The following is a 22,566-nucleotide window of genomic DNA, read 5'->3' on the forward strand; positions in this document are numbered from 1 at the left end:
AGCTGTGGGGTGGTGGGGGCCCGGCCGCGCCGCCGCCCAGCGAAACCGACCGGAGCGCAGACAAGGCGACGCATGGCCCACCCCGTACCACCCGCCCGCAGGCCCGAGCTGCCGCCCGTGCACGGAGCCGTCATCTGTCTCGCCGCGCCGTGCCTGGCCATCTCGCCCGAGCACGGCCAACTGACCGGGCGGGGAATCGAAGGCGTCTACCGCGCAGGATTGCGGCTCCTCTCCCGCTGCGTGCTGCGCGTCGGCGGCCGGGACCCGGTAGCCGTGCAGGGGCGCAGCCTCGGCGCCGACCGGGCCGCATTCACCGCAACGGTCCGCACCGGAGCCGAGGCGGGCCCCGACCCCGACATCGGCGTCGAACGCGTCCGGCACGCCGACGGCACCGAACGGATCACCCTGCGCAGCTACGCCACCCGTTCCGTGCGCGTCCCCGTGGAACTGGCGCTCGGTACCGACCTGGCCGAACTGGCAGCGATCGCCGCGGGCCGCGCCGGGCCCGAGCTCCCCGCCGCCGTGCACGCGGCCGGCCTGCGCTGGAGCACGGGCGGCATCCAGGCAGTCGTCACCGCCGACCCCGCCCCCGACGACGCGCTCGCCTCGACCGGGCTGCTGCGCTGGCAACTCGAACTTGGCCCCGGCGAGGCCCGCACCATCGAGCTGCGGACCGGCCGGGACCGCACCACGCGGGCGTCGGCCGGCCAGGTGGCGAACCCCTTGGCCGACGCCCGGGCCGAGGGGGACGACCCGAGGGTCGAGGCATGGTTCCGGACAAGCGTGGAAGACCTCGGTGCGCTGCTGCTGAGGGATCCCGAGCAGCCGGGCGACGCGTTCGCGGCGGCGGGAGCGCCCTGGCGGCTCGGCCTGGCCCAGGCGGAGTCGCTGTGGGCCGCCCGGATGGCGTTGCCGCTCGGCACCGGGCTCGCCGCGGCCACCCTGCGCGTCCTCGCCCGCGCCCAGGCCGAGGGGCGCGGGCCCGGAGCCGGGATGATCCCGGGACCACTGCGCGGGGCCGGACCACAGCTACCGCCCGGATGTACCGGGACCGAGGCCACGCTCGCCTTCCCCGTGGTCCTCGCCGAGGCTCGGCTCTGGGGTCTGCCCGAGGAGGAGATGGCCCGGCTGCTGCCCGCGGCGGAACGCTGCCTGGGATGGCTCCGCGGAGCGCTGGGGGAGGACGGGTTCCTGGCCGACCCCGACCCGGGGCCACGACGCTGCGAGACCCAGGCCCACGTGCACCGGGCCGCGCTCCTCGGCGCCGACCTCCTCGACGGGTGCGGACGGCCCGGCGCCGAGGAATGGCGGGATCGGGCGGCCCGCCTGCGGGAGCGGTTCCGGGCGGAGTTCTGGATCGACGGCCCGGACGGCGGACGTCCCGCGGCGGCCCTGCATCCCGACGGCCGCCCCCTGCTCCGGCTGACGGGCGCCGCCGCGCACCTGCTGGACACCGGACTGCTGAGCGGCGGCCGGACGGCCCCGGGCCTGCTGGACCGGACACGCACCGAGCAACTGGCCCGGCTGCTCGGAGCACCCGCCATGGACTCGGGGTGGGGGCTGAGGAGCATGTCGAGCCGGGAGCCCGACCACAATCCGTTCGGGCACCGCTCGGGGGCGGTACGGGTCCACGAGAGCGTCATCGCGCTCTCCGGCCTGGCCCGGGCGGGCTTCGCGAAGGAGGCCGCCGGCCTGCTGCGGGGACTCCTCGACGCGGCCGAGACCTTCGGGTACAGGTTGCCGGAGATGTACGCCGCCGGGCAGCGCACCACGGGCAGCGCACCGCTCCCGCACCCCGCGGCCTGCCGGCCGGCCGCGGTGGCCGCCGCCGGCGGCGTCCACGCCCTGGTCGCCCTCGCCGGGATCCTCCCGAACGCCCCCGCCGGCACGGTCGCCCTGCACCCGCTCCCCGGCGCCCCGCTGGGCTCCCTGAGGCTCTCGGGGCTGCGGGTGTCCGAGCGACCGTTCGGCGTCCGGGTCAGTCGCCTCGGTCTCGGGATGGTGGAGGAGGCCGCCGATGCGCTCCAACTGGGAGGCTGAGTTTCGGATCACTGCCGGCGGGATCACCAAAGCTCTGTTTATCGTCAGGCAGACGACTATGATCGCGGCATGTCGCCCTACGACCCGTCGGCCTTCCCGCCCTTTGCCGTCACCGTCGACCTGGTCGTGCTCACCGTGCAGCGTCACGCGCTCTGCGCGCTGGTCGTCCGACGGGGTGAGCCGCCGTTCCAAGGACGCTGGGCGCTGCCCGGAGGCTTCGTACGTGATGACGAGGACCTCGCCGGCGCGGCCGCCAGGGAACTCGCCGAGGAAACCGGCCTCTGCGCACACGACCCGGCCGTGCCGGACGTGGGCAACGGGGCACACCTCGAACAGCTCGCCACGTACGGAGACCCCAAGCGCGATCCCCGGATGCGGGTGGTCAGCGTGGCTCACCTGGTGCTGGCTCCGGATCTCCCCGCGCCTCGCGCGGGCGGCGACGCGAACAGCGCCCGTTGGGCCCCCGTCGACGAACTCCTCGCCGCGGGCGGGGAGGCTCCCGCCGGACTCGCCTTCGACCACGAGCGCATCCTCGCCGACGGAGTCGAGCGGGCGAGATCCAAGATCGAATACTCCTCCCTGGCCACCGCCTTCTGCCCTCCCGAGTTCACCGTGGGCGAGCTGCGAAGGGTGTACGAGGCCGTGTGGGGCGTGGCGCTCGACCCGCGCAACTTCCACCGCAAGGTCACCGGGACCCCCGGGTTCCTGGTGCCGGCCGGAGGAACCACGACCCGTCAGGGAGGCCGGCCCGCCCAACTGTTCCGAGCGGGCGGAGCGACCCTGCTCAACCCGCCGATGCTGCGCCCGGAGGTCTGACGTCCCACGGCCCCGGCGAGCGGCCCCCACCCGGGCCGGGGCCCGGGTGGGGGCGTTGTCGCCGGCCAGGCCGCCGACACCGACGCGCCTGAGATCCTCATGCGTTGAAAATCGGACATATCGCGTTATCTTGCTTGCGGTAATCATGCTGCCGCAGAGCGGTCTCACACCCCGCGAGAGAAGCGATGCTCCAGGCCATCGGACTCACCAGTACACCGCGTCGAGAACTCCCGCCCCTGGTGGACGACCTCACCTTCGAGGCCCGCCCCGGGTGCGTGACCGCCCTGCTCGGCGATCCGGGCTCGGGCAAGACCACCGCGCTACGGCTCATGCTCGAACTCGAACCGGGCCGCGGCATCACCTACTTCCGGGGCCGTCCGTTGCACCGGATCGGGCATCCCGGCCGTGAGGTCGGCGTGCTGCTCGGCGACGTCCCCGGTAATCCGGCGCGAACGGTGCTCAACCAGCTGCGGATGTTGTGCGCCGCCTACGGGGTCCCGGCGTCGCGAGCCGACGCCATGCTGGAGGTCGTCGGCATCGGCGGCCTGCGCGACCAACGGCTCGGCTCGCTCTCGCTCGGAATGGAGCGTCGCGTCGCACTCGCCGCGGCGCTGCTGGCGGACCCCTGCACCCTGCTCCTGGACGAGCCCGCCGCCGGGCTCTCGCCACGTGAACGCGGTTGGATGTACGAGCTGTTGCGCCGGCACGCCGCCCTCGGCGGCGCGGTCCTCTTCACCACCGACGATGCGAAGGAAGCCGCCCGCAACGCCGACCGGGTCGTCTCCATCAAGGCCGGCCGGCTGGTCGCGGACCAGGACGCGGCGGAATTCGCGCGAACCCGACTGCGTCCCCGCGTCGCCGTGCGCACCCCGCACGCGGCCCGACTCGCGGACGTCCTGGGCCGGGAGGCCCGGGCGGCCCGGCGCGCGGTGGAGATCGTCGCGGAGAGCGGCAGCCGCCTGTCGGTCTACGGCAGCAACTGCGCGGAGGTGGGGGAGGCGGCCTTCCGACACGGGGTGCTGGTCCACCAACTCGCGGACGAGACCGGAGACACCGGAACGCCGGTCCCGCCCGTTCCGCAGGCTCGCTCGGAGGCTCGTACGGCCGCCCACGCCTCGACCGTGGCGGCCGCCCACGCCGAGGCGGGCGCCACGGCCGAATCGGGCTCCACCACCGGCCCCGGGGTCGAACCCGGACCGGAGGTCGGGCCGGCGCCGGGATTCGGGGCCGGTTCGGGCCCGTCGGAGATCGGGCCGGGAGCGGGGTCGGGGGGCACCTCGGTTCCCACCGCCGGGGGCAGGGCTGAGCCGGGTCGGTCCCCGCGGATCGGCTCCGGACGATCGGCTCGGGCGGTGCGTCGGGTCAGCGGCCCGTTGCGGCCCCTGCGCTACGAACTGCTGCGAACCTTCGGCACGGCGACCCCGCTGCTGACCTCGGCCGTGGTCGTCGTCGTCTCCGTCGCGATCACGCTCGTCCTCGCCCGCATGGGACACACTCCGCAGAACCGGCTGCTCGCCGCCTGGCCGCTGTCGTTGCCGCTGCCGCCCGCCGCACTCGGCGCCGGGCTGCTCGGCGCCCTGGCCTTCGGCGAGGAGTACCGCTATCCCTCCCTGTCGGCGGACCGCGGCACGGTTCCGCGCCGCGTGGGCCTGCTCGCCGCCAAGCTCGGAGTCTGCGCCGCACTCGCCCTGTCGCTCGGGGGCCTGGCCGTCACCGCGGACGCCGCGGCCCTCAGGCTGGTCTTCGACTCCGGCCCGCTCGACCGGCCGGCGGAGTGGGTCGCACCGGCGGCGAGTTGGGCCGGACTGCTCATCGGATGCGCCTGGGCCGGGGTGTTGGCCTCCGGTGTCTTCCGATCCGCGGCGGCCGGCCTGGCGGCGGTGCTCGTCGTGCCGGTGATGGTCGTACCGCTGGTGCGCAAGTCGCTGCACGGGCCGTCCGCCCACCCGACGGACGGGCTCGCCTCCCGGCTGCGCGAGTTGTCCTGGGCCCAGTGGCCACCGGAGGTCGATCGCCTGGTGCTGGGCGTCTTGCGGGTGATGGCCCAACCCGTCGGCACGGCACTGGTGTTGTCGTTGATGGTCCTGTTGTGCGCCTATGGGTTCACAGGACTGCGCAGCCGAGTCCGCTGGTGAACGACCGTGAGTGATCGTTTCGGATCGAGTCGATCATCAAAGTGACCGATCTGGTCCACGCCAACCCGAGAGGATCGCAACTCCCCGCAAAAGGCCCGGTTCTTTACGATAAGTCGTCAATTGCGTGGGTGGCACCGATCACCCTTTCGTGTGCTTTTCACCAAAGACCTCAAGGGTGACGGGAGCACGACCGACAAAGGATTCGTGAGTACCCTTGCGCACACCATGATGACCGCCGCCCGCCACGCCGACTCCGGCCTCGCCGGCTCGGGCGACCTCGACCGCTACCCCTACGCGGAGACCCAGGGGGCCGACCGGGTCGGACCGCCTCACTGGGACGGCGCCGACATCGAGTTGAGCCGCGTGGGCCGTCGCGCCACCGGAAGCCGCGGCCGCGGACTGCACGGCCAACTCGTCCAGCAGCTCGGCCAGATGATCGTTTCCGGCGACCTCGGCGCGGACCGCCCGCTGGTCCCCGAGGAGATCGGGCAGCGCTTCGAGGTCTCCCGCACGGTCGTCCGCGAATCCCTGCGCGTTCTGGAGGCCAAGGGCCTCGTCAGCGCCCGACCCAATGTCGGCACCCGGGTCCGTCCGGTCGCCGACTGGAACCTGCTCGACCCCGACATCATCGAATGGCGGGCCTTCGGTCCCCAGCGCGACGACCAGCGCCGCGAGCTCAACGAGCTCCGCTGGACCATCGAACCGCTGGCCGCCCGGCTCGCCGCCGGACACGGTCGCCCCGACATCCAGCAGCGCCTCGCCGACATGGTCGAGATCATGGGTCACGCCCTCGGGCAGGGTGACTCGATCACCTTCGCGCGCGCCGACAACGAGTTCCACGCGCTGCTGATCCAGGTCGCGGGCAACCGCATGCTGGAGCACCTGTCGGGCATCGTCTCCTCCGCCCTCCAGGTCTCCGGCAGCCCCGTCACCGCGTGCGACCGCCCCAGCGAAACCTGCGTCGCGCACCACGCGCGGATGGTCGAGGCCCTCGCCGCCGGCGATGCCCTGGGCGCCGAGAACGCCATGCGTCAGCTCCTGACGGTGCATCCGGAGGTCGAGCGTGTGGTTCCGGCCCCGCGCGAGCACTGACGGGCTCGACGCGCACGGGAGCGGGGGTGCACCACATGTCGCCGGGTCCGGTTCGGGCCCGGCGACAGCCGTGTGCGGGGGTGTTCGAAGCCCTTGGATCAGCGTGTATGGATGTATGTGCGGCATTGGCGGAAAAGTGGTGTGACTCGGGCCACGAAGATTGGGCGTAACGCTCCGCGACGTCACGCGATGACTTAGGTGGTGATGGCCGACGGAGGGAAGACAGCAGCCCCTGCGGGTGCTGTACAGCTCCCCGGCCCCTGCCCGCGCCCCCGGCCCATCCCCAGTCGGTGGTCGTCGGCTCCGGTCCAGCACCACCAGGCCCGGGGTCGGAAGCCGTTCCCATCGTTCCGAGAGGTTGTTCGTGTCGGCCAGCACATCCCGTACGCTCCCGCCGGAGATCGCCGATTCCGAGTCTGTGATGGCGCTCATCGAGCGGGGCAAGGCCGAGGGGCAGATCGCCGGCGATGACGTGCGTCGGGCCTTCGAGGCTGACCAGATTCCTGCGACCCAGTGGAAGAATGTTCTGCGCAGCCTCAACCAGATCCTCGAGGAAGAGGGTGTGACGCTGATGGTCAGTGCCGCGGAGTCGCCCAAGCGCACCACCCGAAAGAGCGTCGCAGCGAAGAGCCCGGCGAAGCGGACGGCCACCAAGACCGTCGCTACCAAGACGACCGTCGCCCGGACCGTCACCGACGCCGCCCCTGAGGCGGTGCCGGCCGAACCGGACACCGTGGACGCCCTCGCGGAGGAGCCCGGGACCGAGTCCGCCGCCAAGAAGACCGCGGCGAAGAAGACGGCGGCCAAGAAGGCCGCCCCTGCCAAGAAGACCGCCGCGAAGAAGACGGCCGCGAAGAAGACCGCGGCCAAGAAGGGCTCCGACGAGGCCGACGAGGAGTCGACCGAGGAAGCCCCCGGCGCGGTCAAGGCCGAGTCCGAATCCGAGGAGGAGGACGGCGGCGAGAGCAAGGGCTTCGTCATCTCGGACGACGAGGACGACGCACCGGCCCAGCAGGTCGCCGTGGCGGGGGCCACCGCGGACCCGGTCAAGGACTACCTCAAGCAGATCGGCAAGGTCCCGCTCCTCAACGCCGAACAGGAGGTCGAGCTCGCCAAGCGCATCGAGGCGGGCCTGTTCGCCGAGGACAAGCTGGCGAACTCCGACAAGCTGGCGCCCAAGCTCAAGCGCGAGCTGGAGATCATCGCGGAGGACGGCCGCCGGGCCAAGAACCACCTGCTGGAGGCCAACCTCCGCCTCGTGGTCTCCCTCGCCAAGCGCTACACGGGCCGCGGCATGCTCTTCCTGGACCTGATCCAGGAAGGCAACCTCGGTCTGATCCGCGCGGTCGAGAAGTTCGACTACACCAAGGGCTACAAGTTCTCCACGTACGCCACCTGGTGGATCCGGCAGGCCATCACCCGCGCCATGGCCGACCAGGCCCGCACCATCCGCATCCCGGTGCACATGGTCGAAGTGATCAACAAGCTGGCCCGTGTCCAGCGGCAGATGCTCCAGGACCTGGGGCGCGAGCCCACCCCGGAGGAGCTGGCCAAGGAACTCGACATGACCCCCGAGAAGGTCATCGAGGTCCAGAAGTACGGCCGCGAGCCGATCTCCCTGCACACCCCGCTCGGCGAGGACGGTGACAGCGAGTTCGGTGACCTCATCGAGGACTCCGAGGCCGTCGTCCCGGCCGACGCGGTGAGCTTCACGCTCCTGCAGGAACAGCTGCACTCGGTGCTCGACACCCTGAGCGAGCGCGAGGCGGGCGTGGTCTCGATGCGCTTCGGCCTGACGGACGGGCAGCCCAAGACCCTCGACGAGATCGGCAAGGTCTACGGGGTCACCCGCGAGCGCATCCGCCAGATCGAGTCGAAGACGATGTCGAAGCTGCGTCACCCGTCGCGTTCGCAGGTGCTGCGCGACTACCTCGACTGAGGGGACCGACGCCGAGGGGCGTACGCCCGGTGGCCGCGCGGGTGCGCACGACCACCGGGCATCCCACTCTGGGTGGAGTCATGAACACTCGGAGTCAGGAGGCCTCATGCGTCGTCCCTTTGCCCGTGCCCTGGCGGGCGCGCTGACCCTGGTGGCGGGAGCGGCCGCGGCGCCGCTGGCCCGGATGCCGCAGGCGGCCGCGGACAGCGTGGTGATCGGCGGGCAGCCGGTGAAGGTGGCGGACAGCCCCTGGGTCGTGGCCCTGGCCAGCCGTGACCGGTTCGGGGGTACCCGGGGCGGTCAGTTCTGTGGGGGCGTGATCGTCGCCCCGACGACCGTGGTGACGGCGGCCCACTGCCTGGGTCGCCAGGTGTTGGGTGGCCCGGTCGAATCCGTGCCGGACCTCCGTGTGATCGCGGGCCGTACGGAGCTCCGTGCGACGGACGGTCGGGAGATCGCGGTGCGCGCGGCGCGGGTGAACCCGGCGTACGACTCCGCGACCAACGCCGGCGACCTCGCCGTCCTGGAGCTCGCGGAGGCGGTGCCGGCGGCCCAGGTGCTCCCCATGGCGGAGAAGGGTCATCCCGCCTACGAGGCCGGCACCGAGGCGTCGGTGTACGGCTGGGGGGACACCAGCGGTTTCGGCGACTACGCGTACGGCCTGCGGGCGGCGCGCGTGGAGATCCTCGCGGACCGGGTCTGCGAGGACGCGTACCCGGGGGACGCGGACGGGCAGTACCGGGCCGGCTCCATGGTGTGCGCGGGGGACAGGGGCGGCGGCAAGGACGCCTGCCAGGGGGACAGCGGTGGACCGCTCGTGGCGCGGGGGCGGCTCATCGGGGTCGTGTCCTGGGGGCGAGGCTGCGGCCGGGCCGACAGCCCGGGCGTGTACACCCGGATCTCCCCGCTGGTCGGCTTCGTGAGCGGCCCCGAGAGGGGCACGCGGCCGGTCGGGGGGCGGGAGGCCCCGTAGGGAGCCCCCAGGGGCTCCTCGGGCCCCGTGAGGCCCGGCATGGGGGTAGGGGGTCGGTCGCCGGATCGCCAGGGCGGCCGAGGATGAACTTGAACGTGGGGCGGACATGAGGACGGGCGGCACCCCTGGGTCACAGAGGTGTCGCCCGTCGACCGGCCTGGCCGGTCCTTGCTCGTCGGATGCGAGGTCTAGGCCTGTGTCAGCGGTCCTCGGTGTCGGCGGCATTCGCAGCCGGAGCGGACGTGAGCCGCTCGGTCTCATCCTGTATTTCCGCGGCGATCTTCTTGAGTTCCGGCTCGAACTTACGCCCGTGGTGGGCGCAGAAGAGCAGTTCACCGCCGCTCAGCAGGACGACGCGCAGATATGCCTGGGCGCCGCAACGGTCGCATCGGTCAGCGGCCGTCAGCGGGGTCGCGGGTGTCAGAACAGTAGTCACGTCGCCTCTTCTCTAGCTCGACGAGCTGTCGTACCAGGGTCAACATCCAACCAGGCCGAAAACGTTCCCGCTCGCGGCTTTCTTTCGAAACTTCCTTCCGAAGCTGGCCGGCTGTTGCCGGTTGGCGGCGAAGGAGCCGTATTGCGTTGCTTTACGGTTTCGCGTTGTCAGTCGTTCGCTTGTAGCAGTTCAGTCCCCCCGGCGTGAGTGCCGGTTGTTGATGAGGACGTGCCCGAACACTAAATGGTTCATGCCTGGAAGGGAACGTGATGTTTGCTTCACCCCCACGGGGGATCGAACACCCGTGCGGGCCTGCACTAGGCTGTGGAAGCCACGAGGGTGGCGTTGCATCGGCTCTACCAGGCCTCGGTACCCTCTGACCGGCAACCGATGCACCCCTGAGCCCGACCGGGCCAGAAAAGAAATTCAGCGAGGAGCGAACTGCGTGACCGCCGACACGTCCGTGCCTTCCAGCGCGCTGCTGTCCGGAGCAGACCGGGACGGCTCCAACTACACCGCGCGGCACCTGCTCGTCCTCGAGGGCCTCGAGGCCGTCCGCAAGCGCCCCGGCATGTATATCGGGTCCACCGACAGTCGTGGACTGATGCACTGCCTCTGGGAGATCATCGACAATTCCGTCGATGAGGCCCTGGGCGGGTACTGCGACCACATCGAGGTGATCCTCCACGAGGACTCGTCCGTCGAGGTTCGGGACAACGGCCGCGGCATCCCCGTGGACGTCGAGCCCAAGACGGGCCTGTCCGGCATCGAGGTCGTCATGACCAAGCTGCACGCCGGCGGCAAGTTCGGCGGCGGGTCGTACGCGGCCTCCGGCGGTCTGCACGGCGTCGGCGCCTCCGTGGTCAACGCCCTCTCGGCCCGCCTCGACGTCGAGGTCGACCGCAACAGCTCGACGCACGGCATCAGCTTCCGCCGCGGCGTCCCCGGGATGTTCACGGAGCAGGGGCCCGACAGCCCCTTCGACCCCGCCAACGGCCTGCGCAAGGTCAAGCGGGTCGCCAAGGGGAAGACCGGCACCCGGGTCCGCTACTGGGCCGACCGCCAGATCTTCCTCAAGGACGCCAAGCTCAACCTGGAGACGCTCTACCAGCGTGCCCGCCAGACCGCCTTCCTCGTGCCCGGCCTGACCCTCGTCGTCCGCGACGAGCGCGGCATCGACGGCGCGGGCAAGACCGAGGAGACCTTCCGCTTCGACGGGGGCATCAGCGAGTTCTGCGAGTACCTGGCCCAGGACAAGGGCGTCTGCGACGTGCTGCGCCTGACCGGCACGGGCACCTTCAAGGAGACCGTGCCGGTCCTGGACGACCGCGGCCACATGACCCCCACCGAGGTCACCCGCGAACTGGGCGTGGACATCGCCCTGCGCTGGGGCACGGGCTACGAGACCAACGTCAAGTCGTTCGTGAACATCATCGCCACCCCCAAGGGCGGCACCCACGTGTCCGGCTTCGAACGCTCGGTCGCCAAGACGGTGAACGAGGTGCTGCGCTCGGCGAAGCTGCTGCGCGTGGCCGAGGACGACGTGGTCAAGGACGACGCGATGGAGGGCATGACGGCCGTCGTCACCGTCCGCCTCGCCGAGCCGCAGTTCGAGGGCCAGACCAAGGAGGTGCTCGGCACCTCCGCGGCCACCCGGATCGTCGCCGCCGTGGTCGCCAAGGAGCTCAAGGCGTTCCTGACCTCCACCAAGCGGGACGACAAGCAGCAGGCGCGTTCCGTGATGGAGAAGATCGTCGCGGCCGCCCGGACCCGCATCGCCGCCCGCCAGCACAAGGAGGCGCAGCGTCGCAAGACGGCGCTGGAGTCCTCCTCGCTGCCGGCGAAGCTGGCCGACTGCCGCAGTGACGACGTGGACCGCAGCGAGCTCTTCATCGTCGAGGGCGACTCGGCGCTCGGCACCGCCAAACTCGCCCGGAACTCCGAATTCCAGGCGCTGCTGCCGATCCGGGGCAAGATCCTCAACGTCCAGAAGTCCTCCGTCTCGGACATGCTCAAGAACGCCGAGTGCGGCGCGATCATCCAGGTCATAGGAGCCGGTTCGGGCCGCACCTTCGACATCGACGCGGCCCGCTACGGCAAGATCGTCCTGCTCGTCGACGCCGATGTGGACGGCGCGCACATCCGCTGTCTGCTGCTCACCCTCTTCCAGCGGTACATGCGCCCGATGGTCGAGGCGGGCCGGGTCTTCGCGGCCGTGCCGCCACTGCACCGGATCGAGCTCGTCCAGCCGAAGAAGGGCCAGGACAAGTACGTCTACACCTACTCCGACAACGAGCTGCGCCAGACGCTGCTGGAGTACCAGCGCAAGAACATCCGCTACAAGGACTCCATCCAGCGCTACAAGGGCCTCGGCGAGATGGACGCCGACCAGCTCGCGGAGACCACCATGGACCCCCGCTTCCGCACCCTGCGCCGGATCAACATCGGGGACCTCGACTCGGCCGAGTCGGTCTTCGATCTGCTCATGGGCAACGAGGTGGCCCCGCGCAAGGAGTTCATCACCAGCTCGGCGGCGACCCTGGACCGCTCGCGCATCGACGCCTGATCCTGCCGGCGTCCACTCGCTGAACGCCCTTACACACCAATGCTCTTCACTTCATCACCTGATGGAGTGAAGAGCACCGGTACATCAGTCCGGAAAACATCGATTCCACCCATCCTTGTCACCACGCGGCCAATGCGGCGGCGGACAAGGAGAGTTCGGTGGAGAAGCACGATGGTCGTGATGCCGGAACGATCCGGCTCGACGACCCCTGGTACGACGCGTTGGCGGTCGGCTGGGGGGAGGGCGAGGAAGCGGAAACGGTCACTTCGCGCCCGATCGCCGGCGACCGGCCCGCAACCGGGGCCTCGGACATCTACCTGGAAGTGCAGCGAAGCGCCGCCTTCCAGGAGGTACGCAGCCGCTACCGGAGGTTCGTCGTGCCCGCGACCGCCGGCTTCTTCCTCTGGTACGTCGCCTACGTGGTCGCGGCGACCGCGGCGCCGGGGATCATGGCCCGGCCGGTGATGGGATCGATCAACGTGGCCCTGCTGGCGGGGCTGGGTCAGTTCCTGAGCACGTTCCTCCTCACCTGGGCGTACGCGCGGCACGCACGGCTCCGCCGCGACCGGGCCGCGCTCGACCTGCGCTGGACCGTCTTCGAGCAGGAGCGGGACCAGCAGCGCATCCGGACCTGGGAGGCGGGCCGGTGACCACCGAACACCAGACCCTCGCGCTGATCCTGTTCAGCGTCTTCATCGCGGTCACGCTGGGCATCACCACCTGGGTCAGTCGCAACCGACACGGTTCGGCCGAAGAGTTCTACGCGGGTGGGCGATTGTTCTCCCCGATGGAGAACGGTTTCGCCATCGCCGGCGACTACATGTCCGCGGCCTCCTTCCTCGGCATCTCCGGCCTGATCGCCCTCTTCGGCTACGACGGCCTGCTGTACTCGGTCGGCTTCCTCGTGGCGTGGCTGGTCGTGCTCTTCCTGGTCGCCGAACTGGTCCGCAACTGCGGCCGGTTCACCCTCGCCGACGTGGTCGCCGCCCGGATGAGCGAGCGGCCCGTCCGGATCGCGGCCGGGGCTTCCTCGGTGGTGGTGTCCGTGCTGTACCTCGTGGCGCAAATGGTCGGCGCGGGCAGCCTGGTGGGCCTGCTGCTCGGCGATTCGAGCGCCGGCGCACGGACGTTGACCGTGGTCGGCGTCGGCGCGTTGATGGTGGTCTACGTGTCCTTCGGGGGGATGCGGGCCACCACCTGGATCCAGATCGTGAAGGCCGTGCTGCTCATGGGCGGCGCCGTGACGCTGACCGTCCTGGTACTGCTGCGCTTCCACGGGAACTTCGACCAGTTGCTGGCCACCGCCGCCGAACGCAGCGGCCACGGGGCCAAGTTCCTGAACCCCGGCCTCAAGTACGGGGGAGACTGGGCCGCCCGCTTCGACTTCATGAGCCTCGGTCTCGCCCTGGTCCTGGGCACGGCCGGGCTGCCGCACATCCTGTCGCGCTTCTACACGGTGCCGACGGCGCGTGCGGCCCGGCGGTCGGTGGTCTGGGCGATCGGCCTGATCGGCGGCTTCTACCTGATGACCATCGTGCTCGGTTTCGGGGCCGCCGCCCTGCTGGGTCCCGAGCAGGTGCGCGCCTCCAACGCCTCGGGGAACACGGCGGTTCCGCTGTTGGCGGCGTTCCTGGGAGGCGGCGCCGAGAGCACCGGGGGCGCGGTCCTGTTCGCCTTCGTGGCTGCCATCGCCTTCGCGACGATCCTCGCGGTGGTCGCCGGAATCACCCTGGCGTCCTCGGCTTCCGTGGCGCACGACCTGTACGCCTCGCTCAAGCGTCGGCACGCCAAGCAGCGCAGCGAGGTTGCGGTGGCGCGGGTCGCCGCGGTCGGGATCGGCGCGGCGGCGATCGCGCTCGGATTGGTCGCGCAGAACCTGAACGTGGCCTTCCTCGTGGGCTTGGCCTTCGCGGTGGCCGCCTCGGCGAACCTGCCGGTGCTGTTGTACTCGCTGTTCTGGCGGGAGTTCACCACCCGAGGGGCCGTCTGGTCCGTGTACGGGGGACTGGTGCCGGCGGTGCTGCTGGTGGTGCTGTCGCCCGTGGTGTCCGGCAGTCCCGAGTCGCTCTTCCCGGGAGTGGACTTCCAGTACTTCCCGTTGCAGAACCCGGGGATCGTGTCGATCCCGCTGGGCTTCCTGGCGGGATGGCTCGGCACGGTCACGTCGACGGAGGAGCCGGACGTCCGCAGGCACGCGGAGACGGAGGTGCGGTCGCTGACGGGCGCCGGGGCGGTGTGACCCACCCGGTCGGTCGTGGCGGTCGCCCGGTTCAGTGCGCGGCGCCGGGATCGGAGTGGCGCCAGGCGTAGCGGTGTTCAGGGCGGCCCGTCTCTCCGTAGCGCAGGGCCAGGGTGACGCGTCCCGCGCGGTCGAGGAGCTTGAGGTAGCGCTGGGCCGTCTGACGGCTGATGCCGGCGCGATCGGCGATCTGCTGGGTGGAGAGCGGGCCCTCGGCGGTGCGCAGCACCTGGCGGACCAGGTCGGCGGTCGGCGGTGAGTGGCCCTTGGGCAGGTCGTTCGGGGTGCCGGCCGAGGCCAGGGCGCCGAAGATGCGGTCCACTTCGGCCTGTTCCGCCTCCCCTCCGGTCTCCAGGGTGCGCCGCAGGGCGCCGTAGGCCTCCAGGCGGGCCCGCAACCCGGCGAAGGCGAACGGCTTCACCATGTACTGAAGGGCGCCGAGCCGCATGGCGGCCTGCACGGTGGCCAGATCGCGGGCGGCCGTCACCATGATGACGTCGGTGTGGTGGCCCCGCTGGCGTAGCCGCCGGACCAGGTCCAGGCCGTTCTCGTCGGGGAGGTAGTGGTCCAGGAGGATCAGGTCCACGTCGTGGGTGTCCAGGAACGCCAACGCCTCCGCCGCCGAATGGGCTTGGGCGATCACCCGGAATCCGGGAACCTTCGCCACGTACGCCGCGTTGATCCGGGCAACACGCATGTCGTCGTCGACGACCAATACGTGAATCGGGGACTCGTTCATCGCAGGGCCTCCGGGAGCACGACGGAGAACTCCGCCCCTCCGTCCGCGCTCTCGCCGGCCCGGACGGTACCGCCCTGCCGCTCCGCGAGGCGACGGACGAGTGCGAGGCCCAGTCCGCGTTCGCGGTGGGCCGTGGGCTGTTTCGTCGACCAGCCCTCGGTGAAGATCTGCTCGCGGCGCTCGGCGGGTACGCCGGGTCCACTGTCCCGGACGACGAGGATCGCCGTACGCTCCTCGGCGCGCAGTTCGACCTCGACCAGCGGGGCGGTCGAGCCCGCGGCCGCGTCGAGGGCGTTGTCCACCAGGTTGCCCGTGATGGTGACGAGGCCGCCGGGGTCCACCACCCGGTCGGGCAGCAGCGTGGAGGGGGCCAGGCGGAGCGGGACGCCACGCTCTGCGGCCACGGTCGCCTTGCCGACCAGGAGGGCCGCCAGCAGGGGATCCCGGACCTTCTCGGTGACCTGCTCCGCGGTGCTGCGGTGGACCCCGACGACCTCGGTCACGAATTCCACGGCCTCCTCGTACAGGTCGAGCTCCAGGAGACCGAGCAGGGTGTGGAGCCGGTTGGCGTGTTCGTGGTCCTGGGCGCGAAGGGCGTCGATCAGGCCGCGGGTGGAGTCCAGCTCGCGTCCGAGGTGTTCCAGTTCGGTGCGGTCGCGCAGCGTGGCGACGGCTCCGCCGTCCTCGGTGGGCATCCGGTTGGCGACCAGGACGCGCGGCCCCTGGACGGTGAGCAGGTCCCGGCCGTCGACCCGGCCCGTGAGGACGTCGGTGGTACGACCCGCGCCGAGCACCTCGTCCAGCGCGCGTCCCGCGACGGTGGCCGGAGCGGCGGGGTCGAGGCCCAGCAGCCGGGCCGCCTCGTCGTTGACCAGCCGGATCCGCCCGTGCCGGTCGAGGGCGATCACGCCTTCGCGGATGGAGTGCAGCATCGCCTCGCGCTCCGCGAGGAGGCCGGCGATGTCGGAGAAGGCCAGGTCACGGGTCTGCCGATGGATCCGGCGGGAGAGCAGGTAGGCGGCGAGGGCGCCTGCCGCCAGGGCGCCGCCGGCGTAGGCGAGGAGGCCGGGGATGGCTCCCAGCAGCCGGTCGCGGACGCTGTCGTAGGCGATGCCCACGGAGACCGCGCCGACGATCTCCCCGTCGGCGGCCAGGAGCGGGACCTTGCCGCGGGCGGAGCGGCCCAGGGTGCCGTCGTCGATCTCCATGACCTCGCGGCCCGCCAGGGCGTCGCCGGGGTCCGTGGAGACGGGCAGGCCGATCCGCCTCGGGTCGGGGTGGGAGCGTCGGATGCCCCGGAGGTCGACGACGACCACGTACTCGGCGCCGGTGGCGCTGCGGATCCGTTCGGCGGCGGACTGCACGGGGCTGTCGTCATCCGGCCCCGAGTCGAGGAGGTCGGCGGCCAGCGTGGGGTCGGCGGCGGCGCTCTGGGCGATGGCGAGGGCGCGCCGCATGGCCTGGTCGTCCAGTTGCGCACCGAGCGGCGCCAGGAAGAGACCGGTGGCCAGGACCGCCACGCCCGCCGCGATGGCGAGCTGGGTCAGCAGGATCTGGGAGACGGCCCTTCTGGGCAGCCCGAGGCGCCGAGCGCTCATGTGGGGGAACCGCATGACCAGCAACCGTAGGTCGGCTTCGGCGTAAGCGGAATTCTCCTGGGCACGTAAATCCCCCTCGCCCGTCACGGCATCGACCGCGGCGGGCGCGGGCCGTCGTAGTGCCCGCTCGGTCGCATCCTCAGCGGCCGTTCCTGGTACTCCTCCAGCGCGTGCGCGATCCACCCCGCCGTCCGGGCCACCGCGAACACCGTCTCCCCGGCCTCGGCCCGCATCCCGCAGGACACCGTCAGCACCGCCAGGGCCAGGTCCACGTTGGCGTGCAGTCCGCCGCCGTGCCGGGCCATCACCGAGGCCACGTCGCGGGCCGCGCCCAGCGCCGGGCCGGCCTGTTCCAGGGCCTCCAGCCGGGAGAACAGGGCCGTGGCACGAGGATCCTCGCCGCGGTACAGCCGGTGCCCCAGACCCGGCACCCGACGCCCCGCGCGCAGGTACTCCGACACCACCGGAGCCGCCCCGCCCCGCTCCAGGACCTCGACCAGCATCCGGTGCGCGAGCCGGCCGGCGGCGCCGTGCAGCGGGCCTTCGAGCGCGCCGAGTCCGGCCGAGACCGCCGCGTACGGATGGGCCCGCGCCGACGCGGCGACCCGTACGGCCAGCGTCGAGGCCGCCAGGTCGTGGTCCACCAGCAGGCCGAGGGCCAGGTCCAGCACGGCCAGCGCGTCCGGGTCGGGGTCCAGCGCCGTCAGCCGCGACCACAGCACGCGGACCAGCCGGGTGTCGCCGGCCCACCGGGCGGGGCCCTGCTCGGGCAGGGCGCCGACCAGCGTCGGGATCAGGCAGCGCGCGGAGTCCAGTACGGCCCCCTCGGACAGGTCGAACCGCAGGGGATCCGCCACCGCGGCGGCGGCGACGGCCACCCGCAGCCGGTCCAGCGGTCCGCCGTGCTCGGGCAGGGCGGCCACCGCCCGTCGGGCGGCGGCCAGTGGCTCCGGGGGAGCGACGAACCGGGCGCCGTGTTTCAGCGACCCCGTCCACAGCCACTCCGCCACCTCCTCGTAGCGGTACCGCGAGGCCAGCTCGACGGCGTCCACGCCCCGGAAGTAGTAGCGGTCGGGCTCGATGAGCGTGAGCGAGGTGCGAACGGACAGCTCGCCGGCATGGCTCCCGGTGGGGCCGGCCGCCTCGCGACGGCTCCGCCGGGCCAGCGCCTCCACCTCGGCCGCGTCGAAGCTGCTGCCGCGCCCGACGGGATCGCGGCGGCTCCCGAGCTGGCCGCGGCTGACGTACGCGTACACGGTCGCGGGCTTCACGCCGAGCAGTCGCGCCGCTTCCCGCGTGTTGATCCGGCGCGGGCCGTCCGTCTCGCCGGTCTCATTGGTCTCGTCGGTCTCGGCCTTCATGACGCACACCCTACATAGATTGATTCAATCAATATTGACAAGGATTCAATCCATCATCGATGGTCGATCCATGAACACCACCGTCGAAGTACCCCGCGGTCTCGCGGGAGTCGTGGTCACCGAAACCGCACTCGGTGACGTCCGAGGCCGAGAAGGCTTCTACCACTACCGCCAGTACTCGGCCGTCGAACTCGCGGAGAGCCGGACCTTCGAGGACGTGTGGCACCTGATGTTCCGCGGGGCACTGCCCGTCGACCTCGCCGAGCGGGACGCCTTCGCCGCCGAGATCGCCCCCCTGCGCCGACTCCCCGTCGAGGTGCGCGAGGCCCTGCCCGCCCTCGCCCGCGCCACCGCCCTGTCCGGGCCGCTCGCCGGGCTCCGTACCGCGCTCTCACTGCTGGGCGCGTCCGCCGGCTTCCGCCCGGTCTACGATCTCGACCCCGCCCGCCGGGCCGCCGACGCACTCGCCGCCTGCGCCGCGGTGCCCACCCTGCTGACCGCCCTGCACCGGCTGGGGCAGGGGCTGGAGCCGGTGGAACCGCGCGACGACCTCCCGTACGCGGCCAACTACCTCCACATGCTGACCAGGCGCGAACCCGACCCGGTCGAGGCCCGAGCGGTGGAGCAGTACCTGATCTCCACCATCGACCACGGATTCAACGCCTCGACCTTCACCGCCCGCGTGATCACCTCCACCGGCGCCGACGTCGCGGCCTGCCTGACCGGGGCCGTCGGGGCCCTGTCCGGGCCGCTGCACGGCGGCGCCCCCAGTCGGGCCCTGGACACCCTCGACGCCATCGGCACGGCTGACCGGATCCAGCCGTGGATCCGCGAACGGGTCCTCGCCGGCGAACGGATCATGGGCTTCGGGCACCCGGTCTACCGCACCGAGGACCCGCGCTCGCGGATGCTGCGCGGCATCGCCCGCCGGTTCGGCGGCCCCCTCGTCGACTTCGCCGTCGAGGTCGAACAGCAGGTGGAGGCGATCCTGGCCGAGCTCAAGCCGGGTCGGGAACTGCACACCAACGTGGAGTTCTACGCGGGCGTGGTCATGGAACTGTGCGGGCTGCCGCGCGAGATGTTCACCCCCACCTTCTGCGCCGCACGTGTGGTCGGCTGGAGCGCCAACATCCTCGAACAGGCAGCCGACTCGAAGATCATCCGCCCGGCCGCCCGCTACACCGGGCCGACACCGCCGCAACCGGTACCGGCGCTCGGCTGAGCCGTCACGGTGCCACGCCGGCTACCATCGACCGGGTGAACAGCAGGCAGTCCCACCCCACCATCCCCGTCGTGGTCCTCGCCGGATTCCTCGGATCCGGCAAGACCACCCTGCTCAACCACCTCCTGGCCAACCGGGGCGGCACCCGGATCGGGGTGGTGGTCAACGACTTCGGCTCGATCGAGATCGACGCCATGTCGGTGGCCGGGCAACTCGGCGACTCCATGGTCTCGCTCGGCGGTGGCTGCCTGTGCTGCGCGGTCGACGGCAGCGAGTTGGACGCGTACCTGGAGAAGCTCTCGGCCCCCGTCCACCGGATCGACGTCATCGTCATCGAGGCGAGCGGGCTGGCCGAGCCGCAGGAACTGATCCGCATGCTGATGGCGAGCGAGAACCCGGCCATCCGCTACGGCGGGATGGTGGAGGTCGTCGACGCGGCGGAGTTCGACGCCACCCGGGCCCGGCACCCGGAAACCGACCGCCACCTCGGCGTCGCCGACCTGGTGGTGCTCAACAAGACCGACCGGGTGGACCCGGCCGAGCGCGCCCGCATCGAAGCCGAACTGGCCGGCCTCTGCGCACCCGGTACCCCCGTGATCGGGGCGGACCACGGGCGGATCGACCCGGAGCTGCTCTTCGACGCGCGCCCCTGGACGCGGACGCGCGGCCAGCTCTCCTTCGAGGACCTGCTGGCGGAGGCGGCCGACGGCGAACGGGAACACGACGACCACACGGGGCATGCGCACGCCGCCTACGAGAGCGTGGAGTTCGTCTCCGAGCAGGCCCTGAGCCCGCGCCGGTTCATCGACTTCCTCGACCGTCGTCCGGCCGGGCTCTACCGGATCAAGGGCTTCGTCCACTTCGGCGTCCCCGGCCACGACGAGCGCTACGAGGTCCACGCGGTCGGCCGTTTCCTCCGCTTCGCCCCCGGCCCCTGGGGGAGGGGCGAACCACGGGTGACCCGACTCGTCCTGATCGGCTCGGGCATGGACGGCCCCGCCCTGCTCCGCGAACTGGAGGCCTGCCGCGAGCCCCGACCGCACCTCGCGGGCCCGGAGACCATGTGGGGCGTCCTGCGGTACGTGGCCCGGCCCCCGCAGGAGGAACGGCCGGACCCCGCGGCCGACCCGGAGCCGGACCCGGACACCGTGCCCGGGGTACAGCCCGGTTAGGCGACCTCGATGCCGTACTCGCGCAGGAGGTCCTCCAGGCCGCCCCGGTAGCCCTTGCCGCCGATCACGAACTTCCAGTCGCCGTTCGGCCGGCGCCGGAACGATCCGAGCACCAGGGCGGTCTCGCCCGCCCGGCCGTCGGAGACCTCCAACTGGTCGATCTCCCGGCCATCCGGGGTGAGGAGACGGATCCGGGCATCGGTGAAGCCCGCCAGGTCGGCGTCCGGGTTGATCTCCGGGTCGATGGCGGCGGCGAGTACCAGGCGGTCGGCGTGCCGCGGCAGGCCGTCGAAGTCGACCTCGATCGCGGCCTTGTCGGGGGCGGCCCGCTCGCGGGAGCGGACCGAACCGTCCGGCGTGCGGGGGTTGTTGAAGAACACGAAGTGGTCCTCGCTCAGCACCCGGTTGCCCTCGCAGACGAGCGCGCACACGTCCAACGCGACGCCGCCCGACCAGTCCATGCCGAGGATGTTGTGCTCGTCCGCCGAGGCTGCCGAGGCTGCCGAGGCCGCCGAGGCCGTGCCCGTACGCTGCGCGGGCACCGAGGCGGACGCCGACGCGGGCATCGCGACGGCGACCGTGACCGCCTCCGAGGCAGCAGAAGCAGAAGCAGCAGAAGCAGCAGAGACGGACGCCGACGCACGCCCCGCCCCGCCGGCCGCCGCTCCGCCGAGGCGCCCCCGGAGCCCGTACCGGTGCAGCAGGTCCACCAACTCCACCCCGGGAACCAACTCCAGCGGCTTGCCGTTGGCAAAGGTGTACGACCCGGGTCCGAAGGACGAGGTGGTGACCAGCACCCCCTTGTTCGCCCCCGCGTCCTGAACCGTGCCGTACAGGTCCCGCACCGCCGTCGGCGGGACCGTGTTCCGGTAGCGCTTGACCTGCACCACGATCCGACCGCCCCGGATCGGGGCCGGGTCCAGCGCCTCCACGTCCACTCCGCCGTCACCGGACCGCTGCGTGGTCACCGCCTCCATGCCCATCGCCCGGAACAGTTCGGCGACCAGGTTCTCGAAAGCGATGGGATCCATCGCGAAGAGGTCGGGCTCCTCCGCGCCGTCGCCCGCGTGCCCGCCGTGGCTGACGACCGCGCCGACCTCAGCCGGCCTGCGGCCCGCCCGTACGCCGGCCGGCTGGTCGGGCCGGGTCGACAGTTGCCCCCGCAATCCGTCGACGAGGCAGTCCACCGCGCTGACCTGCTCCAGGCGCAGCCCGGTGAAGTCGGAGCGCGCCGCGAGGACGGTGGCCAGGACGATCTGCGCCTCCCGGCCGGTCACTGGATCGTGGTCGTCCACGAAACCGTTGACCACCACGGAGTCCAGCGCGCCGAACTCGTCGGCCGCGTAGAGCTCGCGCAGCACCAGCAGCACGCACTGTGCCAGCAGGTCCCGGTACACGGCCCGGCGCTGGGTGGCCGGCCTGGCGGTCTCCTTGTCCTGGTCGGTGCTCGGGACGTAGCGCACCGATTTGGCCTCGGGGACCACCTCGTACCGAGGCAGTTCCCAGTCCAGCACCAATTGCCGGGCCGCGGGGTCGTACGCGGCGGACACCTGCCTCGGCAGGTCCTCGGGCCACGCCGTGGAGGAGTACAGCGCCGCCGAGAAGTACTCCACCGCGGCCTCGGCGTCCCCGGTCCGCAGGGCGTCGGCGAGCTCGGCCAGACCACCGTTGTGCGCCCGGACGTCGGCGAGCTGCCCGGCCGCCCACTCGTCGTACTGACGTCGGTAGGCGGCCAGTTGCTGCTGTCGCTGCTGCTCCGCCGCGTGGGCCGCCTGCCAGGCACGGGTGTACTGCTCGTGCGCCTCGCGCTCCGCCTGAGCCCGCCGGCTCGAACCGATTCCCCAGCCGCCGCCCTGCTGCTGGAACTGCTGGAGGTGTGGCATCGGTACGGGGTGGGCGAGCGTGCCCGGGTTGAAGGGCTCCAGCCGCTCGGAGCGGACCAGGGCGGCCATGCGGAAAGCCGGAGCCCGGCAGCCGGCCGCCAACAATCCCTGGAGGGAAGCCACTTCCGCGTCGAGGCGCTCGGTCCTGCGCCTGGCCTCGGTCTCGCGGTGCTGCTTGTACGCGGCCTGCTGTTCCCGCTGCCCGCGGGCCACGTCCCGTTCGTGGGCGCGCTGCCTGCGCTCGGCCTCGCGCTGCTGGATCACTTGAGTCCGCTGCTGTTGGCGCTGGGCCTCGGCCCAGACCCCGATCAACCCGCTCGACCGACGACTCATCAGATCCGCTCTCCCGCCCCCA

At 71.8% G+C, this 22,566-nt stretch carries 16 protein-coding genes; 11 read left to right on the forward strand and 5 right to left on the reverse strand.

Features of this window, described 5'->3' with window-relative positions:
* Positions 1–72 precede the first annotated feature (72 nt).
* The 6 genes from ACFYW3_RS00375 (at position 73) to ACFYW3_RS00400 (ending at position 8,995) form a co-directional block, all read left to right on the forward strand.
* Positions 73–2,040 (forward strand): glycogen debranching N-terminal domain-containing protein, encoded by a 1,968-nt coding sequence (locus tag ACFYW3_RS00375; RefSeq protein ID WP_389385098.1) that lies wholly within the window; start codon positions 73–75, stop codon positions 2,038–2,040.
* A 69-nt stretch (positions 2,041–2,109) separates the two neighbouring features.
* Positions 2,110–2,856, forward strand: coding sequence for an NUDIX domain-containing protein (locus ACFYW3_RS00380; protein ID WP_351750716.1), 747 nt, complete (start codon positions 2,110–2,112; stop codon positions 2,854–2,856).
* A gap of 185 nt (positions 2,857–3,041) precedes the next feature.
* A complete protein-coding gene (locus tag ACFYW3_RS00385; protein WP_389385099.1) occupies positions 3,042–4,991 on the forward strand; it encodes an ATP-binding cassette domain-containing protein in 1,950 nt (649 codons plus the stop codon).
* A gap of 150 nt (positions 4,992–5,141) precedes the next feature.
* The gene (locus ACFYW3_RS00390) at positions 5,142–6,083 is read left to right on the forward strand and encodes an FCD domain-containing protein (RefSeq protein WP_323178907.1); all 942 of its coding nucleotides are present in this window, start codon (positions 5,142–5,144) and stop codon (positions 6,081–6,083) included.
* A 364-nt stretch (positions 6,084–6,447) separates the two neighbouring features.
* Entirely contained in the window at positions 6,448–8,022 is a 1,575-nt protein-coding gene (locus tag ACFYW3_RS00395) for an RNA polymerase sigma factor (protein WP_389385100.1), read from the forward strand.
* Between the two features lie 106 nt (positions 8,023–8,128).
* The gene (locus ACFYW3_RS00400; RefSeq protein ID WP_389385101.1) at positions 8,129–8,995 is read left to right on the forward strand and encodes a serine protease; all 867 of its coding nucleotides are present in this window, start codon (positions 8,129–8,131) and stop codon (positions 8,993–8,995) included.
* A 199-nt stretch (positions 8,996–9,194) separates the two neighbouring features.
* Here ACFYW3_RS00400 and ACFYW3_RS00405 read toward each other — a convergent pair whose 3' ends face one another.
* Entirely contained in the window at positions 9,195–9,431 is a 237-nt protein-coding gene (locus ACFYW3_RS00405; RefSeq protein ID WP_030239625.1) for a hypothetical protein, read from the reverse strand.
* Between the two features lie 445 nt (positions 9,432–9,876).
* Here ACFYW3_RS00405 and ACFYW3_RS00410 point away from each other — a divergent pair, with 445 nt between their 5' ends.
* The 3 genes from ACFYW3_RS00410 (at position 9,877) to ACFYW3_RS00420 (ending at position 14,236) form a co-directional block, all read left to right on the forward strand.
* Positions 9,877–11,997 (forward strand): DNA topoisomerase IV subunit B, encoded by a 2,121-nt coding sequence (locus tag ACFYW3_RS00410; RefSeq protein ID WP_351750723.1) that lies wholly within the window; start codon positions 9,877–9,879, stop codon positions 11,995–11,997.
* 158 nt (positions 11,998–12,155) lie between these two features.
* Positions 12,156–12,647, forward strand: coding sequence for a DUF485 domain-containing protein (locus ACFYW3_RS00415; protein WP_351750724.1), 492 nt, complete (start codon positions 12,156–12,158; stop codon positions 12,645–12,647).
* Positions 12,644–14,236, forward strand: coding sequence for a cation acetate symporter (locus ACFYW3_RS00420; RefSeq protein ID WP_351750726.1), 1,593 nt, complete (start codon positions 12,644–12,646; stop codon positions 14,234–14,236). The genes ACFYW3_RS00415 and ACFYW3_RS00420 overlap by 4 nt, the downstream gene beginning before the upstream one ends.
* Before the next feature lie 31 nt (positions 14,237–14,267).
* Here ACFYW3_RS00420 and ACFYW3_RS00425 read toward each other — a convergent pair whose 3' ends face one another.
* The 3 genes from ACFYW3_RS00425 to ACFYW3_RS00435 all read right to left on the reverse strand — a co-directional run bounded on the left by ACFYW3_RS00425 (position 14,268) and on the right by ACFYW3_RS00435 (position 17,934).
* Positions 14,268–14,975, reverse strand: a complete 708-nt coding sequence (locus ACFYW3_RS00425) for a response regulator (protein WP_351750728.1) — start codon at positions 14,973–14,975, stop codon at positions 14,268–14,270.
* Entirely contained in the window at positions 14,972–16,573 is a 1,602-nt protein-coding gene (locus ACFYW3_RS00430; RefSeq protein ID WP_389385102.1) for an ATP-binding protein, read from the reverse strand. The genes ACFYW3_RS00425 and ACFYW3_RS00430 overlap by 4 nt, the downstream gene beginning before the upstream one ends.
* An 83-nt stretch (positions 16,574–16,656) precedes the next feature.
* Entirely contained in the window at positions 16,657–17,934 is a 1,278-nt protein-coding gene (locus ACFYW3_RS00435; protein ID WP_389385103.1) for a citrate synthase family protein, read from the reverse strand.
* A 70-nt stretch (positions 17,935–18,004) separates the two neighbouring features.
* Here ACFYW3_RS00435 and ACFYW3_RS00440 point away from each other — a divergent pair, with 70 nt between their 5' ends.
* Both ACFYW3_RS00440 and ACFYW3_RS00445 read left to right on the forward strand, forming a co-directional pair.
* The gene (locus tag ACFYW3_RS00440; protein WP_389385104.1) at positions 18,005–19,156 is read left to right on the forward strand and encodes a citrate synthase; all 1,152 of its coding nucleotides are present in this window, start codon (positions 18,005–18,007) and stop codon (positions 19,154–19,156) included.
* Between the two features lie 35 nt (positions 19,157–19,191).
* Positions 19,192–20,328: a CobW family GTP-binding protein gene (locus ACFYW3_RS00445; protein WP_389385105.1), complete on the forward strand. Its 1,137-nt coding sequence runs from the start codon at positions 19,192–19,194 to the stop codon at positions 20,326–20,328.
* On the opposite strand, the gene ACFYW3_RS00450 is transcribed toward ACFYW3_RS00445, so the two are convergent.
* Complete coding sequence (locus ACFYW3_RS00450; protein WP_389385106.1) at positions 20,325–22,544, reverse strand: restriction endonuclease; 2,220 nt, start codon at positions 22,542–22,544, stop codon at positions 20,325–20,327. The genes ACFYW3_RS00445 and ACFYW3_RS00450 overlap by 4 nt on opposite strands.
* Positions 22,545–22,566: the final 22 nt, after the last annotated feature.

The sequence above is a fragment of the Streptomyces sp. NPDC002602 genome (genome assembly GCF_042889445.1).
In the GTDB taxonomy this organism is placed as follows: Bacteria; Actinomycetota; Actinomycetes; order Streptomycetales; family Streptomycetaceae; genus Streptomyces.